This is a genomic window from Sphingopyxis sp. EU05-FHT14B03, from assembly GCF_058790875.1.
Genome location: NZ_JBYTDC010000003.1, coordinates 82,668 through 97,676 on the forward strand (window position 1 = coordinate 82,668; position 15,009 = coordinate 97,676).

Sequence of the window (15,009 nt, forward strand, 5' to 3'; positions counted from 1 at the left end):
ACCTAGACGCTTGGCGTCATTTGGGAAAGGGGGGATGGGCGGACGGCATGCGCCGCCCGCCCGATCGGATCAGGGATAGGTCCAGCTGCCTTCGCGCGCGAAATTCTCCGCCGCGAAATCCCAGTTCAGCAGATTGTCGACGGTCGCATTGACATAGTCGGGGCGGACATTCTTGCGATCGATATAATAGGCATGTTCCCACACATCGACGACGAGCAGCGGCTTGATCCCCGCGGTCAGTTCGGTGCCCGCGTCGTGGGTGTCGGTGACCGACAGCGTGCCGTCGCGCGAGACGAGCCACGCCCAGCCCGACGCGAAATGGTTGATCGCGGTTTCCTTGAGCTTCTTCTTCAGATCGTCGAGCGACCCGAAATCGCGGTCGATCGCGGCGGCGAGGTCGCCCTCGGGCGCGGTCGCATTCGGGGTCAGGCTGTTCCAGTAGAAACCGTGGTTCCACGACTGGGCGGCGTTGTTGAACATGCCCTTGTTGCCCGACCCTTCGGCATGGTGGATGATTTCCTCGAGGCTCTTGTCGGCGAGTTCGGTGCCCTCGATCGCGGCGTTGAGCTTGTCGACATAGGTCTTGTGATGCTTGCCATGGTGCGTCTGCAGCGTTTCGGCCGAAATATGCGGCGCGAGCGCGTCCTCGGCATAGGGCAGGACGGTGAGAGCGATCGTCATGGCAGTCTTCCTTTTTTATCGGGGAGTATGGGCCCCTTAACTCGGGATAGCGCGCCGCGGTTGCAAGGTTTGAGGGGCAAATTTTCAGAACCTTGGCGCCCAAAACATCGCCATTGCGAGCGAAGCGAAGCGATCCAGAGCCGGTTTACGCACGCTCTGGATTGCCGCGTCGCCTCCGGCTCCTCGCAATGACGAGGTGAATCAGGTCGCCATCGCCAGCAATGTCGCCACCCGGTCCGCCTCCTCCGCCGGCTTGTCGCGCCGGATCCGCGATATCCGCGGGAAACGCATCGCCAGCCCCGATTTGTGGCGCTTCGACACGTGGATCGAATCGAACGCCACCTCGAGCACCAGCGACTTTTCGACCTCGCGCACCGGGCCGAAGCGGTTCAGCGTGTGGTCGCGCACGAACTTGTCGAGCCATTTCAGCTCCTCGTCGGTGAAGCCCGAATAGGCCTTGCCGACCGGCAGCAATTCGCCCGCGTCGGACCAGCAGCCGAAGGTATAATCCGAATAGAAGCTCGCGCGGCGCCCGTTGCCGCGCTGCGCATACATCATCACGCAATCGGCGGTGAGCGGGTCGCGTTTCCATTTGTACCACAGCCCGGCGCGGCGCCCTGCGACATAGGGCGCGTCGCGGCGCTTGAGCATCACCCCCTCGATCGCCGCATCGCGCGCGCCGGCGCGGCGTTCGGCGAGGTCGTCCCAATCCTTCGCCTCGATCAGCTGCGACAGGTCGAAATGGCTGTCGGCGAGGCGCGGGACGAAGGCCTCCAATTGCCGCCGCCGCTCGGTCCATGGCAGGGCGCGCAGATCGGTGCCATCGACCGCGAGCAGGTCGTAGACGCGCACGAAGGCGGGATAGTCGGTCAGCATCTTCTTCGATACCGTCTTGCGCCCCAGCCGTTGCTGCAGCGCATTGAAGCTTGCCGCCTCACCCCCCTGCGCATCGCCCCGCACGAGCAACTCGCCATCGATCACCGCATCCTGGTCGAACGCCGCGACCAGTTCGGGAAAGGCGGCGCTGATCTCCTCGCCGCCGCGGCTGTAGATGCGCGTCTCGCCGTCGCCCCCCTTCCCACCACGCACGATCTGGACGCGAATGCCGTCCCATTTCCACTCGGCGGCATAGTCGGCGAGATCGACACTTTCTTCCTCTAGCGGATGCGCGAGCATGAAGGGGCGGAAAAAGGCGACGTCGGCGAGATCGGGCCGCTCGGCGCGGCCTTCGCCCCAGGCGAACAGCGGCGCATAGGGCGGCGCAATCGCGTGCCACAGCTCCTCGACATCGTCGACCGGCACATCGAACGCCAAAGCGAACGCCTGTTTCGCGAGCCGCGCCGACACTCCGACGCGCATGCCGCCGAGCGCCAGCTTGAGCAGCGCATAACGCCCGTCGGCGTCGAGCCGGTCGAGCAGCGACGCGACGACAGCGGGCGCATCGCTGCGGGAGGCGCCCGCGAGCGCATCGACCGCTTGCGACACGCTGAGATCATCCTCCACCCCCGGCGCATCGGGCCACAGCAGCGCCGCGGTCTCCGCCGTATCGCCAACGAAATGCCGCGACAGCCGGAACAGTTCCTCGTCGACCCGCGTCGCCAGCAATGTCCGCACCATCGCCGACTTCACCGCCGGAAAATCAAGGCTCTCGGTCAGCGCGGCGATTGCCCAGCCGCGATCGGGGTCGGCGGTGTGTTTCAGATAATCGGCGATCAGCGCCAGCTTGCTGTTGCGCGAGCGGGTGTAGATCAACCGGTCGATCAGCGCGGCGAAGGCCTTCACGCCTCCTCCTCCAGATCACGCCCGACCAGATGCAGCGCGCGCGCCTTGCGCTGATGCAATTCGCACCAGCGCAGCAAGCCGTCCTCGCTGCCATGGGTGATCCACGTCTCCTTCGGGTGCACATCGGTGATCGTCGCGGTGAGTTCGTCCCAGTCGGCATGGTCCGAAATCACCAGCGGCAGTTCGACCATCCGCTGCCGCGCGCGCTGGCGCACCCGCATCCAGCCCGACGCCATCGCGGTGACCGGATCGGGCAATCGCCGCGACCAGCGGTCGTTGAGCGCCGACGGCGGCGCGACGATGATCTGTCCCGCCATTTCGGTCTTGTCGGTTTCGCTGACCAGCCGCAGTTCCCCAAGATCGACACCGTGCATCGCATAAAGCTGGCACATCTTTTCGAGCGCGCCGTGGATATAGATCGGCGCGTCCCAGCCCGCGCCGCGCAGTTCGGCAATCACCCGCTGCGCCTTGCCGAGGGCATAAGCACCGACGAGTACCGAGCGATCAGGCTCGGCACGCACCGCGCCGATCAGCTTGGCGATCTCGTCGGTCGTCGGCGGATGGCGGAACACCGGCAGGCCGAAGGTCGCCTCGGTGACGAAGATGTCGCACGGCACCACCTCGAACGGCGCGCAGGTTGGATCGGCGCGGCGCTTGTAGTCACCGGTGACGACGATGCGCTCGCCGGCATATTCCATCAGGATTTGCGCACTGCCCAGCACATGCCCCGCCGGATGAAAGCTGAAGCGCACCCCGCCGCGCTCGAATCCGTCGCCGTAGGGAAAAGCCGCATTGTGGCTCGCCTCGACATCGACGCCATAGCGCAGCGCCATGATCGCCAGCGTCTCGGGGGTCGCGAACACCGCGCCATGGCCGCTGCGCGCATGATCGGCGTGGCCATGGGTGACCGCCGCGCGCTCGACGGGGCGCGACGGGTCGATCCACACATCGGCGGGCTTGACGTAGATGCCGCTCGGGTGCGGCTCGATCCAGGTCCTGGCCTTCGCCATCAGGCAGCGAGCTTTCGCGCCCGGGCCAGATCGGCCACGAACGCCGTCCGCTCCTCGGCCGCGCGATCGTGATCGGGCAGGCGCAGCAAGAAGGAGGGGTGGATCGTCGCGATCAATTTCGTGCCCCCCGCCAGTTCGTGCACCGTGCCGCGCATCGATGTGATGCTCGCGCTCTTGCCCGTCACCCCGCGCAGCGCGCTGCCACCCAAGGTGACGATCAGCTCGGGCTGCACCAGCGCGCGCTCCTTGTCGAGCCACCAGCGGCAGATGTCGATCTCGCCCGTCGTCGGATTCTGGTGGAGCCGGCGCTTGCCGCGCGGCTCGAACTTGAAATGCTTGACCGCGTTGGTGAGGAAGACCGACGTGCGATCGAGCCCCGCCTCTTTGAGCACTTCGTTCAACAACTGTCCCGCCGGGCCGACGAAAGGCCGCCCTTCGAGGTCCTCGCGATCGCCCGGCTGTTCGCCGACGAGCATGATCCGCGCCGCGCCGGGACCCTCGCCCGTCACCGCCTGCGTCGCGTTGCAATGAAGCGGGCAGCGTGTGCAGCCGCCGATGGCGCGCGCGAGGTCGGCGAGCGTGTCGATATCGTCGGTCAGGGCCAGGTCGTCGATCACGCGGATTCGCCATTTGTCGGTTTGCGGGTTCGCTAGCGAAACGGCGGTCTCGCGCATCCGTTCCACCCGCGCCCCGGCCCCGGCAAGCAAGGACGCGATATCCTGCGCCTCGGGCAGATTGTGCCAATATTTCTTCGGCATCTCGGCGCGCATCGCGTCGATCTTGACCCGCGCGGGGTTGAAGATCGCGCCATAATAAGTGCGCCACTGATCCTCGACGACATCGCTGCCCGGCACCTCGTCCTTCGTCCCGCCGTCGCCATAGCGCAGTATCTCAGCCTGCCAAATCGCGCGCGCGTCGGGGGTGACGATCGCCCAATCCATGCCGGTAAAGCGGCGCTGAAAGAAGGGTGCGGTCAGCCGCAGGATGCGATGATCGGGCTCGAACCAAGCCGCGAAACTTTCGCGCCCCGCCTCTTCACCCAAGCGCCGGAATCGCACGAACGCATGCATCTTGTGAATGTCGCGGCGGATCGCCTTGTCGGTCTTGCGCAGCCAGTCGACATCGGCATCGGTCGTTCGCGCGAGCAATTGCCGATCGCGCGCCGCGCGCCAGACGAGGCGATACAGCCGCGCCGGGACTTGCGGGTCGCGGTGACAGATCACCCGGTCGGCCATTTCGAGCAGTTCGCGCGGCAGCGACACCGTACCCGCCGATGCGTGCACCTCGTCACCACCGAACAGCGAAGCCCCCTCCTTCGCGCCGCGCCAGTTCACATCATCGGGCGCGATGCCGCCCGCCAGCAACCCGCGCGCCACCGCGCGCCACTCGGCGAAATCGCCGGGCGTCCGCAGCACCGCCTCCCTCACAGCGCGAGCGCCAGTTGCTCGGCGGGTGGCGCAAAGCGCGCGCGCAAATCGGCGCTGTCGGTGAGCTTCCCCGGCCGCCAGTCGAGCGTCACGATGAAGGGCAGGACCTTTTTCACCGACGCGGTCAGCTTCGCAAGGTCGCCGAGCCGCAGCTTGCCCGTCCGCCGCACCGCGACGATGCGCTCGACCGCGCGCGTCCCCAGCCCGGGCACGCGCAGCAGCAATTCGCGCGGTGCGCGGTTGATATCGACTGGAAAAATCTCGCGCCGCATCAAGGCCCAGGCGAGCTTGGGATCGATCGCAAGGTCAAGCATGCCCCCGCTCGCCCCCTCCATGATCTCGCTGCGCGCAAAGCCATAGAAACGCAGCAGCCAGTCGGCCTGGTACAGGCGATGCTCGCGCATCAAGGGCGGGCGCACCGGGGGCAGCGCACTGCTCGCATCGGGGATCGGGCTATACGCCGAATAATAGACGCGGCGCAGGTGATAGCCCGAATAGAGATTGTCGGCGGTCGCGAGAATATCGTCGTCGCGCGCGGCGTCGGCGCCGACGATCATCTGGGTCGATTGTCCCGCCGGCGCGAAGCGCGGCGGTGCCGCCTTGCCGATCAGCCGGCTCTTCGCCGCCTCGATCGCATCGTCGGCGCCGACGCGCACCGATGCCATCGTCTTGCGGATCGTCGCGGGCTTTTTCTCTGGCGCGAAGCTCGACAGCCCCGCCTCGGTCGGCAGTTCGACATTGGTCGACAGCCGATCAGCATAAAGCCCCGCCAGCGCGATCAGGCCCGGGTCGGCCCCCGCGATCGTCTTCAGATGGATATAACCCTGAAACAGATGCTCCTCGCGCAGGATTCGCGCGACCTCGACCAATTGCTCCATCGTATAATCTTCGGAACGGATGATGCCCGAGGAGAGGAACAGCCCCTCGATATAATTGCGCTTGTAGAAATCGAGCGTCAGCGTGACGACCTCTTGCGGCGAAAACCGCGCGCGCTCGACATTGCTCGACGCGCGGTTGATGCAGAAGCGGCAGTCGTAGATGCAGAAATTGGTGAGCAGGATTTTCAGCAGCGAGATGCAGCGCCCGTCGGGGGCATAGCTGTGACAGATGCCCATGCCCTCGGTCGACCCGATGCCCCTGGTCGCCAGCGAATCGCGTTTGACCGTCCCCGACGACGCGCAGGACGCATCATACTTCGCGGCGTCGGCGAGTAGCGCGAGCTTCTGGAGAATCGTCTTGCGGCTCATGCCGGCCACCATAGCATCCGGAACAAATAAAGAACAAACTTAGGTTAAGGGGCTTCGGCGGCGTCCGACCTTGTTGACAGGCGCGGCGTGCGGCATGATGCGGCCGCGGGGTTTTTCGTTTGGAGCGAGAGCTTTGGGATCAAGGACGCGGCGATATATTTGGGCTCCGCTGGTCGCGATGACGCTCATCGCTTTCTGGAGCCTGATCACCGGGCGAACGCCCGGTCTGTCGCTGATGGTCTCGACATTGGCGGCCTACTGGGCTTCGGCCTATTTTTCGGGTCGCGGTGCGGCCGATATGGACGATATGGACGCACCGCCGACGCGAAAGGATCTCGTCTGGGCTGTGGCATGCGCGCCATTTGCGATCCTGGGACTCGGTTTTTGGGGCTATCAGCTGGCGATCGGCCTCGACAAAGGCATATTGCTCGTGGCGCGGAACTGGACCGTGTCGTGGGCCGACTATCCCTTCGGCTTTGCCTTCACCATCGCCATGTATCTGGTCTTCGCGGCGCTGATGCTCGCAATGCTCTATTATTCCTGGTTCACGATCCGCGAGTGGATCGACGAGCGCCGCGCCGCAACGGAGCGCCGCTGAGCGCTGGTCACCCCCGCCCCAGCCGCATCCGGAACGCGTCGAGGTGAAAATAGCTCGGGTCGAAATCGCACATCGCCGCCAGCGCATCGGGATCGAGGAAGCGGATCCACTGCCGACTCATCTCGATATAGCCCTCGCGTACCAGCCGCCGCAGCACGCGGTTGGTGTGGATCGGGGTCAGCCCCAATGTGTCGGCGATCTGCGTCTGGGTCATCGGCAGGCGCAGCGTATCGTCGCCCGCCAGCTTGACGATCTGCGCGCGGCGATGGAGTTCGAGCAGCAGATGGCCGATCCGCTCCTGCGCGCTCTGGCGCCCGTTGCGGACGATCTGTTCGCGCAGGAACGCCTCCTCCTGCACCTGCGTCCACCAGAAGGCCATGGTCAGCGCGCCCGATCCCGACATCAGGTCGCGCACCGCTTGCGGCGCGATCGCATAGGCCGACCCCTGGGTGATCGCGAGCACGCTGTGGTCGGCCTCGGCCGCCACCAGCACCTGCAGGTCGAAGATGTCGCCGGGGAGCAGGATGTTGAGGATCTGGCGCCGACCGTCCTCGAGCTCCTTGTAGCGCGCTGCCCAGCCTTCGCGCATCACCAGCACCGCGTCCATCGGCTGACCGGCGGTCACGATCTCGCTGTTCGCGGCAAAGCTGCGCACCTTGCCGCCGAGCGCGAGCATCTGCTCTCGCTCGTGCGCGCCGAGGTCACTGTAAAACTGCAAGCGCGCCACCAGCGCTTCCAACGTCATAAAGCCCCCGCCTCGATCGTTAAGCTTCGCGCCACCGCGCGGGCAATGTGATGGTACAGACCAGGCCGCCGGGTTCCCAGCGTCGCTCGATCGTCCCGCCAAGGTTATTACGCACACTGCGCTCCATCAACAAGGTGCCAAAGCTGGTACGCTGCGGCGGACCGGCGATCGGCGTGCCGCCGCTCTCGGTCCAGATCAGGCGGAACTGCCGGTCGGCGTCGCCCTCGGCATCCTGCGACCAGGCGACATCGACGCTCCCGGTCTCGCTGGCGAGCGCGCCGTGCTTGACCGCATTGGTCGCCAGTTCGTTGAACAACAGCGCCATCGCGACCACCGCATTTTCGGGCAGCTCGAGATCGGGACCAGACCAGGTGATGCGCGGGAACGCCGCCTCGACCTCACGCAGCAGCGCGTGCATCGACCCGGTCAGGAAATTGGCGCCGAGCAGGACATTCTGTGCGCGGTTGAGCGCATCGAGCCGGCTGCTGATCCGCTCGACATAATCGTCGACATCGACGGCGGCATGGCGGGTCAGCGAAATGATCGCGCCGACGGTCGCGAACAGATTGCGCATCCGGTGGTGCAACTCGCGCATCAATATCGTGTCGTTGTCGCGCCGATTACGCTGCTCGGTGATATCGATGCTGACCCCCGTCAGCATCGCGTCGTTCGACCGCACGTCCCAGTCGCCGCGGATCGACAGCCAGCGGATGCCGCGTTCGGGGTGCAGGATGCGATGCTCGACCGAATAGGGGGTGCCGTTCGCGATCGAATCGTCGAGCACCGCGTGCACCAGCGCATGATCTTCGGGGTGGATGCGCTCGAAGGCCAGCGCGGCGGTGGCGAGCGCCGTTTCATGATCGGCGCCCCACAATTCGGCGACCGCACCATGCCATTGCAAAACATCTGTGCGCGGGTCGAGCTGCCAGGTCGCGACCCCCGAAAAATCGAGCGCACGCTCAAGCATGTGGCGCGCGGCGTCGCGCTCCATGCCGATCCGCCGCAGATCGGCCTCGGCCATGATGATCGAGGCGAAATCCGCGAGCCGTTCGAGCTCCTTGGGCGTCAGCGCCGAGCGCGGCTTGCGGTCGATGATGCACAGCGTTCCGAGTATGGCCCCGTTATAGGCGTAGAGCGGCACCCCGGCATAGAATCGGATGTCAGGCGCCCCGGTGACCAGCGGATTGTCGCGAAAGCGCGGATCGGTCGAGGCGTCGGTGACCACCACTGGCCGGCCCTCGGCGACGACGAACTGACAGAAGCTGATGTCGCGCGGCGTTTCAGGCACGTCGAGGCCGAAGGCCGATTTGAACCATTGGCGGCAGTCGTCGATCAGCGACACGAGCACGATCGGCGCGTCGAACAGGTCGGCGACGAGTTTGGTCACCCGGTCGAATGCCGGTTCGGGCGCCGTGTCCAGGATGCGATATTCGCGCAGCGTCCGCAGCCGCCGACTTTCATCGTGCGCGAGGTCCCTGTCCTCACCGTCCGCCAAATTTGCCCCCCTGTCGTCCCCTGGCGTCATCGCGCCGTGCCCTGGGGTCGCTGTGCCATGAAACCGGTCCTCAAAAAAGCATGGTGGCTGCCCGGATCGAAGAAAGGCGGAAATCCGCCCCTTCGCGCCGCAGCCTGATAGCGTCCCGCGGTGTCTTACGCATTGCGCGCCAACAAGTTGCGCAGATTTAGCACAGCAATCGGAACCCGATCGCACGGCGCGGCGTATGACGTCATTGAGTGGGAGGTCTTTGCATGAGCCTGGGTGATGAAATTCGCGGCCATTTGCCGTTTCTGCGCCGCTACGCGCGCGCGCTGACCGGTACCCAGCAGCACGGCGACAATTTCGTCCACACGATGCTCGAAGTCATCGTCGCCGCTCCCGACGAGTTCCGGTCCGAAAACGGCATCCGCATCGACCTCTACCGCACCTTTCACCGCATCTGGGAAAGCGCCTTCATCGACGATGGCGAGGGGAGCGACGATGCGGAAGACCCCATCGTCCGCGCCGCCAACCGCCGCCTCGCGCGCATCACCCCGCTCGGCCGCCAGATATTGCTGCTCACCGCGCTCGAAGGCTTTTCGACCGAGGAAGCGGCGATCATCACCGGCACCGACGGACCGACCGTCGAAAGCCTGCTCGCCGAAGCGGTCGGCGACCTCGACCGCGAATCGCGCACCTCGGTGCTGATCATCGAGGACGAACCGCTGATCGCGATGGAACTCGAAGCGATCGTCCGTGCCCTCGGTCACGAAGTCGCCGGCATCGCGACCACCCACGACGACGCCGTCGCGGCATTCGAGGCGACCGATGCCGGGCTGGTGCTCGCCGATATCCAGCTCGCCGACGGATCGTCGGGGATCGACGCGGTGCAGGACATATTGGCTCTGGCGCCGGTGCCGGTGATCTTCATCACCGCCTTCCCCGAACGGCTGCTCACCGGCAATCGCGTCGAGCCGACCTTCCTGATCTCGAAGCCGTTTCGGGAGAATACGGTACGCGCCGCGATCAGCCAGAGCCTGCTCTTCACGCCGCAGCTGGCGATTTAAACACGGACGCCGCTTCTCCTCTCCCGCGAGGGGGGACCTCCTTACCCCGCGCTCGGTCCCTCGCTGGTCAGTTTGTCGACGCCGTCCATGATATCGCGAAAGGCGTCGCTCGCCGCCGTGGTGTCGGCGCTGCGCAGCGGCATCTGCCCACCCTCCAATATCTCCTGCAGCGCGGTGCGGGCGCGCGACACGCGGCTCTTCATCGTCCCCACCGCGCACTCGCAGATCGCTGCCGCTTCCTCATAGGACAATTGTCCCGCGCCGATCAGCACCAGCGCCTCGCGCTGGTCGACCGGCAGCATAAGCAGCCCGCGCTGGACGTCGGCGAGATGCAAGCTGTCGTCCTGGTCGTCGGGCGCGACGAGCAGCCGCTCGGCGGCGAGTTCGTCATAGTCGGCGGTGAATTTCTTGCGCCGCATCTGCGACAGGAAACAGTTGCGCAGGATGACGAAGGCCCAGCTCTTCATGCTCGACGGCCCGGGAATATATTGTTCGCGCGCCTTCCACGCCTTCAGCATCGTTTCCTGCACCAGATCGTCGGCGAGGTCGGCGTTGCCGCACAGGCTGCGGCCGAAGGCGCGAAGATGCGGGAGCATCGCGGCGAGTTCACGCTTGAAGGTCGCGTCGTCGAGCGGCTGGGCGGTGTCGCTGGTCATCCGGCGCGTCGTTCCCGACGCTTGGGCATTGCCTTGAAGAATAACATCATCTTGTCCCGGCTTACCCCGTTCGGTGACCGATGCAAACCCATATGGCGCGCGGGCGGCGCGGGCGGCGTTTCCCAACCGGGTGCGATCACCCCGCCCCGCTGCGCCGACCGAGCGCAAGGAAGTTCGCCATCAGCCGCTCATCCTGCGGGTCGAGCACGCCGCGCGCCGCCAGCCGCGCCAGATCCTGGTCGTGGTTGCGGAACAAGGGACTGTACAGCATCGAAAAGTCGGCGAACTCGCGCTCCTCGATCCGGCGGCGGCGGATCTCGATCATGCCATTGTGGCGCAGGTCGGCGCGAATTCGCGCGAGGCAGGCCTCGACCTTCGGTACCGGTCCTTCGAGCAGCTGCATGAAGTTCTGGCCGTTGTAGATCAACGCGCCGGTCAGCGCGTCGCGGGCATTGTTCGCCTGCGCCCCGCCCACCATCGCGGTGATATCGCCGGGCGCCAGTCCGGGGTCAGCCACGCTGACGTAAATCACAGAAAGCAAGAAACGACCCTCCCACGTGCCGGGGCGATGCCCCGCTGCATCGCCGACCCCTACACGCCCGCCGGTTGGCTTATGCTAACTTGCGTTAATCGCGCGAATCTTTTGTCGCTGCCGCGATCCGTCGCAAAAAACGACCTTACCCGGGAACTTGGGGCCTTCTTCTTCGTTCCTCGGGCATGGCAACGCACGGCGAACATAGGACAAAAAGCGACGGCGCCCCGCAGCGTGTTCCGATGGAGCGCCGGTCGGGCCCGGGCAGTTTTCCCGGAACCGGCAGCGACCAATGGTATCGCGCGCTCACCGGGCGGCAGGCGCCCGAACCGGTCAGCAACAAATTGCGCATCATCTACGGCAATATCGTCGCCGAACCACTGCCCGACGGCATGCTCGACCTTCTCTCGCAGATCGATCAGAAAGCGCCCGATCAGGAATGACCCAGGCCAGTGCCGTTTCGTCGCGGGAGGGGGGAAGTCTGTCCGACCGCGAGTTCAAGACTCTGCTCGCCGGGGTCATCCCCCATTTGCGCGCCTATGGCCGCAGCCTGTCGGGCAATCCCGACCTCGCCGACGACCTGACGCAGGACACGATGGTCAAGGCCTGGGCGTCGCGCGAACGGTTCGAGGCGGGAACCTCGATCAAGGCGTGGACCTTCGTCATCCTGCGCAACACCTTCCTGTCGCAGATGCGCCGCAACAAATTCGTCGGCGACTATGACGAGACCGCGGTCGAACGCACGCTGTCGACCCCCGCCAGCCAGGAAGAATCCGGCGAAATGGCCGATCTCCAGCGCGGGCTGATGGAATTGCCGCAGGACCAGCGCGAGGCGCTGATCCTCGTCGGCGCCGGCGGCATGTCGTACGAGGAGGCGGCGAGCATCTGTGGCTGCGCGCTCGGCACGATGAAGAGCCGCGTGTCGCGCGCGCGCCACGCGCTCGAGGAAATCATGAACAGCGGCCATTTCTCGCAAAAGCGCGCCGAAGCGGCCCCCGCGAGCGAGGCGATCGACGCGATCATGGACAGCGTCGAAACGATCGCCGCGCGCCACGAAGCGCTGGGCCGCTGACCCCTCGACTTTGCGGGCCGGGCGCGCCAGATTGTCCGCCCCTCCCCCCAGCCAAGCGAGCTCAGCCATGAAAACCGCCTCTCATTTCGTCCTTGCCGCCGCAATGCTGGTCGGTGCTTGCACCTCGGGCGCAACGCCTAGCGACGCCGCCGCTGCGACCGACACGGCCACGATCGACGCCAATGGCACGCAGCCCGCGACACCGCTCGCCGATGCCCCCTTCACGGTGCAGGAGGTCGCGAGCTTCAACGAACCCTGGGCGATGACCTTCCTGCCCGGCACCCCCTTCGCGCTCATCACCGAAAAGTCAGGCAAGCTGAAATTATGGAGCGAGCGCGGCGCGCCCATCGACGTCGCGGGCGTACCGACCGTGGCCTATGGCGGCCAGGGCGGCTTCGGCGATGTGATCGCCGCGCCCGATTTCGCGACCAGCGGCACCATCTATCTCAGTTGGGTCGAGGAAGGCAGCGGCGGCACCTATGGCGCGGTCGTCGGCAAGGCCCGGTTCGACCAGAGCGGCGCCCCTGCCCTGAAGGACCTGCAGATCATCTGGAAACAGGATCCGAAGGTCAGCGGCCGCGGCCATTTCTCGCACCGCCTCGCTTTCTCGCCCGACGGCCAATATCTGTTCATCGGGTCGGGCGAGCGCCAGAAATTCGACCCCGCGCAGGACATGAAGGCCAATCTCGGCAAAATCCTGCGCCTCAATCCCGACGGCAGCGTCCCCGCCGACAATCCCTTCGCGTCCGAAGGCGGCGTCACGGCGCAAATCTGGTCGCTCGGCCACCGCAACATCCTCGGCCTCGCCTTCGACGGGTCGGGCAAACTGTGGAACCAAGAAATGGGCCCGAAGGGCGGCGACGAGGTCAATCTCGTCGCGGCGAAATCCAATTACGGCTATCCGATCGTCTCGAACGGCGACCATTATGACGGCAAGGATATCCCCGATCACCCGACGCGTCCCGAATTCGCCGCGCCGAAACTGTGGTGGAACCCCTCGGTCTCGCCCGCCGGACTCGCCTGGTACGGCGGCGACCTCTATCCCGGCTGGAAGAACAGCCTGCTGATGGGCGCGCTGTCGGGCGAAGGGCTGATCCGCATGGCCATCGACGGCGACAAACTGCACAAATCCGACCGCTGGGATTTCGGCAAGCGCATCCGCGAGGTCGAGGTGCGCGGCGACGGGTCGGTCTGGCTGCTCACCGATGGCAGCGACGGCAAGCTGGTGAAGCTCGTCCCCAAGGGTTGAATGGGCCCCGGCTTTCGCCGGGGAACGGTAATGACTATATCGCCCGCATGCTCCGCGACCTCCTCGCCCGGCGCGCCGAATGGCCGGCGCGCATCGCCGATCCCGACGCGCCGCCGTCGCTCGGCCTGCTCTGGCGCGAGGCGACGTCGCTGCTGCGCGCGCTGTGGGGCCGCATCCGCGCGATGCCGCCCGAACCTAATCCCGACAGCGAGCATCCGCCGGTGATGGTGCTGCCGGGTTTCCTGTCGGGTGACTGGGCGACCAAGGCGCTGCGCGGCGATCTCCGCCGTGCGGGCTTTCGCTGCTATGGCTGGGGTCTCGGCTTCAACCGCGGCGCGACCCCGGACATCATCGAGCGCATCGACACCCGCGTGCAGTGGATCATCGACCGTACCGGTCACGCCCCCGCGCTCGTCGGCTGGTCGCTCGGCGGCATCTATGCCCGCGAATATGCCAAGCATCATCCCGAAAAGGTCTCGCGCGTCGTCACTTTGGGCTCGCCCTTTTCGGGCAGCCGCCGTGCCAACCGCGCCTGGCGCCTCTATCATCTGATCGCGCGCCACCCGGTCGACAACCCGCCGATCGACTTCCACCCCGCCCCGCGCCCCGAAATGCCGACCTTCGCACTCTGGTCCTCCTATGACGGCGTCGTCGCGGTCAACAGCGCGCGCGGCGCCCCGCACGAAAGCGACCGGCAGGTCGAGGTCGACTGCGGCCATATGGGCTTCGCTTATGCCCCGACCTCGGTCGCGGCGATCGTCAAGGCGTTGAAGGAAGAGGTGACGCCCGCCGCCTGATCAGCACACGTCGATCCCCGATCCCGGACGCCATTTCATCAGCACCCGGCCCGGCCGCCGGCCGATCTGCCCCGTCGCGAGAAAGCCGACGCGCCGCAGCAGCGCGCGCGACCGTTCATTGTCCGGATGGCATTCGGCCACGATCGCCGCCCCCGGACGCGAGCCGGCGATTTCGCGCACCACCGCATTGACCGCCTCGGTTGCCAAACCCCGACCGCGCGCCGAGGCCGCGAACCAGTAACCGACCTCGACCTCGCGCGCGTCGCGGCGATGGACGCCGATCACGCCCTGCAGCCGCCCCTCGCCGCGGTCGCGCACCGCATGGAACACATCGCCGCCGCCCGACCCGGCGATCAGCGCGCGGGCATCGGCCTCGGTGAAGGGCGTTGGCAGGAAATGTACCTGCGCCGTCACCGACGCATCGGTGATCGCGGCGAGCGCGGCGGCATCGTCGGCGTGGAGCGGTGCGATACGGCACCGGTCGGTCGAGAGGGCAAGCAATGTATCGGTCATGTCGCGTCTTCCAGAATGCGCGCACCGTGACCGGATGGGGGAAAAGATGGATAACCATTCGCCTGTCCGAACACGGCGGCGATGGTCAAAGGTGATGCCATGCCGCTCCTATGTAAAGGAGCGCCAATATGCCTTGAATCGGGGTTGCAGGGCGTC

The 15,009-nt window shown here is 66.0% G+C and carries 16 protein-coding genes; 6 read left to right on the forward strand and 10 right to left on the reverse strand.

The features are described 5' to 3' along the window. Nucleotides 1–69 precede the first annotated feature (69 nt). The 5 genes from AC3WS4_RS16860 to AC3WS4_RS16880 form a co-directional block, all read right to left on the reverse strand. Complete coding sequence (locus AC3WS4_RS16860) at nucleotides 70–681, reverse strand: superoxide dismutase (RefSeq protein WP_492736766.1); 612 nt, start codon at nucleotides 679–681, stop codon at nucleotides 70–72. 201 nt (nucleotides 682–882) lie between these two features. Then, complete coding sequence (locus AC3WS4_RS16865; RefSeq protein WP_492736767.1) at nucleotides 883–2,463, reverse strand: cisplatin damage response ATP-dependent DNA ligase; 1,581 nt, start codon at nucleotides 2,461–2,463, stop codon at nucleotides 883–885. Then, entirely contained in the window at nucleotides 2,460–3,473 is a 1,014-nt protein-coding gene (locus AC3WS4_RS16870) for a ligase-associated DNA damage response exonuclease (protein ID WP_492736769.1), read from the reverse strand. The genes AC3WS4_RS16865 and AC3WS4_RS16870 overlap by 4 nt, the downstream gene beginning before the upstream one ends. Continuing rightward, a complete protein-coding gene (locus tag AC3WS4_RS16875) occupies nucleotides 3,473–4,888 on the reverse strand; it encodes a UdgX family uracil-DNA binding protein (RefSeq protein WP_492736771.1) in 1,416 nt (471 codons plus the stop codon). Before AC3WS4_RS16875 ends, AC3WS4_RS16870 begins: the two co-directional genes overlap by 1 nt. Before the next feature lie 8 nt (nucleotides 4,889–4,896). Continuing rightward, entirely contained in the window at nucleotides 4,897–6,147 is a 1,251-nt protein-coding gene (locus tag AC3WS4_RS16880; protein WP_492736773.1) for a putative DNA modification/repair radical SAM protein, read from the reverse strand. A 178-nt stretch (nucleotides 6,148–6,325) separates the two neighbouring features. On the opposite strand from AC3WS4_RS16880, the gene AC3WS4_RS16885 reads away from it, so the two are divergent. Next, nucleotides 6,326–6,745 (forward strand): hypothetical protein, encoded by a 420-nt coding sequence (locus AC3WS4_RS16885; protein ID WP_492736775.1) that lies wholly within the window; start codon nucleotides 6,326–6,328, stop codon nucleotides 6,743–6,745. A 7-nt stretch (nucleotides 6,746–6,752) separates the two neighbouring features. Here the strand turns inward: AC3WS4_RS16885 and AC3WS4_RS16890 are convergent, their stop codons facing one another. After that, the gene (locus AC3WS4_RS16890) at nucleotides 6,753–7,490 is read right to left on the reverse strand and encodes a Crp/Fnr family transcriptional regulator (protein ID WP_187140931.1); all 738 of its coding nucleotides are present in this window, start codon (nucleotides 7,488–7,490) and stop codon (nucleotides 6,753–6,755) included. A gap of 19 nt (nucleotides 7,491–7,509) precedes the next feature. Next, the gene (locus tag AC3WS4_RS16895) at nucleotides 7,510–8,985 is read right to left on the reverse strand and encodes a GAF domain-containing protein (RefSeq protein ID WP_492736777.1); all 1,476 of its coding nucleotides are present in this window, start codon (nucleotides 8,983–8,985) and stop codon (nucleotides 7,510–7,512) included. Between the two features lie 254 nt (nucleotides 8,986–9,239). Here AC3WS4_RS16895 and AC3WS4_RS16900 point away from each other — a divergent pair, with 254 nt between their 5' ends. Beyond that, a complete protein-coding gene (locus tag AC3WS4_RS16900) occupies nucleotides 9,240–10,034 on the forward strand; it encodes a response regulator (protein WP_056346249.1) in 795 nt (264 codons plus the stop codon). 41 nt (nucleotides 10,035–10,075) lie between these two features. Here AC3WS4_RS16900 and AC3WS4_RS16905 read toward each other — a convergent pair whose 3' ends face one another. Together AC3WS4_RS16905 and AC3WS4_RS16910 are read right to left on the reverse strand one after the other, a co-directional pair. Then, entirely contained in the window at nucleotides 10,076–10,690 is a 615-nt protein-coding gene (locus AC3WS4_RS16905) for a sigma-70 family RNA polymerase sigma factor (RefSeq protein ID WP_492736779.1), read from the reverse strand. Nucleotides 10,691–10,826: 136 nt separating this feature from the next. After that, nucleotides 10,827–11,222, reverse strand: a complete 396-nt coding sequence (locus tag AC3WS4_RS16910) for a BLUF domain-containing protein (RefSeq protein ID WP_262408246.1) — start codon at nucleotides 11,220–11,222, stop codon at nucleotides 10,827–10,829. Between the two features lie 242 nt (nucleotides 11,223–11,464). On the opposite strand from AC3WS4_RS16910, the gene AC3WS4_RS16915 reads away from it, so the two are divergent. From AC3WS4_RS16915 to AC3WS4_RS16930, 4 genes are all read left to right on the forward strand, one after another. After that, the gene (locus AC3WS4_RS16915; protein ID WP_187140935.1) at nucleotides 11,465–11,665 is read left to right on the forward strand and encodes a NepR family anti-sigma factor; all 201 of its coding nucleotides are present in this window, start codon (nucleotides 11,465–11,467) and stop codon (nucleotides 11,663–11,665) included. Further along, nucleotides 11,662–12,294, forward strand: a complete 633-nt coding sequence (locus tag AC3WS4_RS16920; RefSeq protein ID WP_056346241.1) for a sigma-70 family RNA polymerase sigma factor — start codon at nucleotides 11,662–11,664, stop codon at nucleotides 12,292–12,294. The genes AC3WS4_RS16915 and AC3WS4_RS16920 overlap by 4 nt, the downstream gene beginning before the upstream one ends. 67 nt (nucleotides 12,295–12,361) lie before the next feature. Next, nucleotides 12,362–13,543 carry a PQQ-dependent sugar dehydrogenase gene (locus AC3WS4_RS16925; protein ID WP_492736782.1) on the forward strand — a complete coding sequence of 394 codons (1,182 nt, stop codon included), beginning with the start codon at nucleotides 12,362–12,364 and terminating at the stop codon, nucleotides 13,541–13,543. 47 nt (nucleotides 13,544–13,590) lie between these two features. Beyond that, the gene (locus tag AC3WS4_RS16930; RefSeq protein ID WP_492736784.1) at nucleotides 13,591–14,340 is read left to right on the forward strand and encodes an esterase/lipase family protein; all 750 of its coding nucleotides are present in this window, start codon (nucleotides 13,591–13,593) and stop codon (nucleotides 14,338–14,340) included. On the opposite strand, the gene AC3WS4_RS16935 is transcribed toward AC3WS4_RS16930, so the two are convergent. After that, nucleotides 14,341–14,853: a GNAT family N-acetyltransferase gene (locus AC3WS4_RS16935; protein ID WP_492736786.1), complete on the reverse strand. Its 513-nt coding sequence runs from the start codon at nucleotides 14,851–14,853 to the stop codon at nucleotides 14,341–14,343. Between the last annotated feature and the right edge of the window lie 156 nt (nucleotides 14,854–15,009).

Excerpts from the sequence above, each read along its gene's own strand:
- AC3WS4_RS16880 (WP_492736773.1), bottom strand. The coding sequence starts at position 6,147 with ATGAGCCGCAAGACGATTCTCCAGAAGCTCGCGCTACTCGCCGACGCC.
- AC3WS4_RS16935 (WP_492736786.1), bottom strand. The coding sequence starts at position 14,853 with ATGACCGATACATTGCTTGCCCTCTCGACCGACCGGTGCCGTATCGCA.
- AC3WS4_RS16905 (WP_492736779.1), bottom strand. The coding sequence starts at position 10,690 with ATGACCAGCGACACCGCCCAGCCGCTCGACGACGCGACCTTCAAGCGT.
- AC3WS4_RS16920 (WP_056346241.1), top strand. The coding sequence starts at position 11,662 with ATGACCCAGGCCAGTGCCGTTTCGTCGCGGGAGGGGGGAAGTCTGTCC.
- AC3WS4_RS16890 (WP_187140931.1), bottom strand. The coding sequence starts at position 7,490 with ATGACGTTGGAAGCGCTGGTGGCGCGCTTGCAGTTTTACAGTGACCTC.
- AC3WS4_RS16885 (WP_492736775.1), top strand. The coding sequence starts at position 6,326 with ATGACGCTCATCGCTTTCTGGAGCCTGATCACCGGGCGAACGCCCGGT.
- AC3WS4_RS16915 (WP_187140935.1), top strand. The coding sequence starts at position 11,465 with ATGGAGCGCCGGTCGGGCCCGGGCAGTTTTCCCGGAACCGGCAGCGAC.
- AC3WS4_RS16930 (WP_492736784.1), top strand. The coding sequence starts at position 13,591 with ATGCTCCGCGACCTCCTCGCCCGGCGCGCCGAATGGCCGGCGCGCATC.
- AC3WS4_RS16925 (WP_492736782.1), top strand. The coding sequence starts at position 12,362 with ATGAAAACCGCCTCTCATTTCGTCCTTGCCGCCGCAATGCTGGTCGGT.
- AC3WS4_RS16900 (WP_056346249.1), top strand. The coding sequence starts at position 9,240 with ATGAGCCTGGGTGATGAAATTCGCGGCCATTTGCCGTTTCTGCGCCGC.
- AC3WS4_RS16870 (WP_492736769.1), bottom strand. The coding sequence starts at position 3,473 with ATGGCGAAGGCCAGGACCTGGATCGAGCCGCACCCGAGCGGCATCTAC.
- AC3WS4_RS16860 (WP_492736766.1), bottom strand. The coding sequence starts at position 681 with ATGACGATCGCTCTCACCGTCCTGCCCTATGCCGAGGACGCGCTCGCG.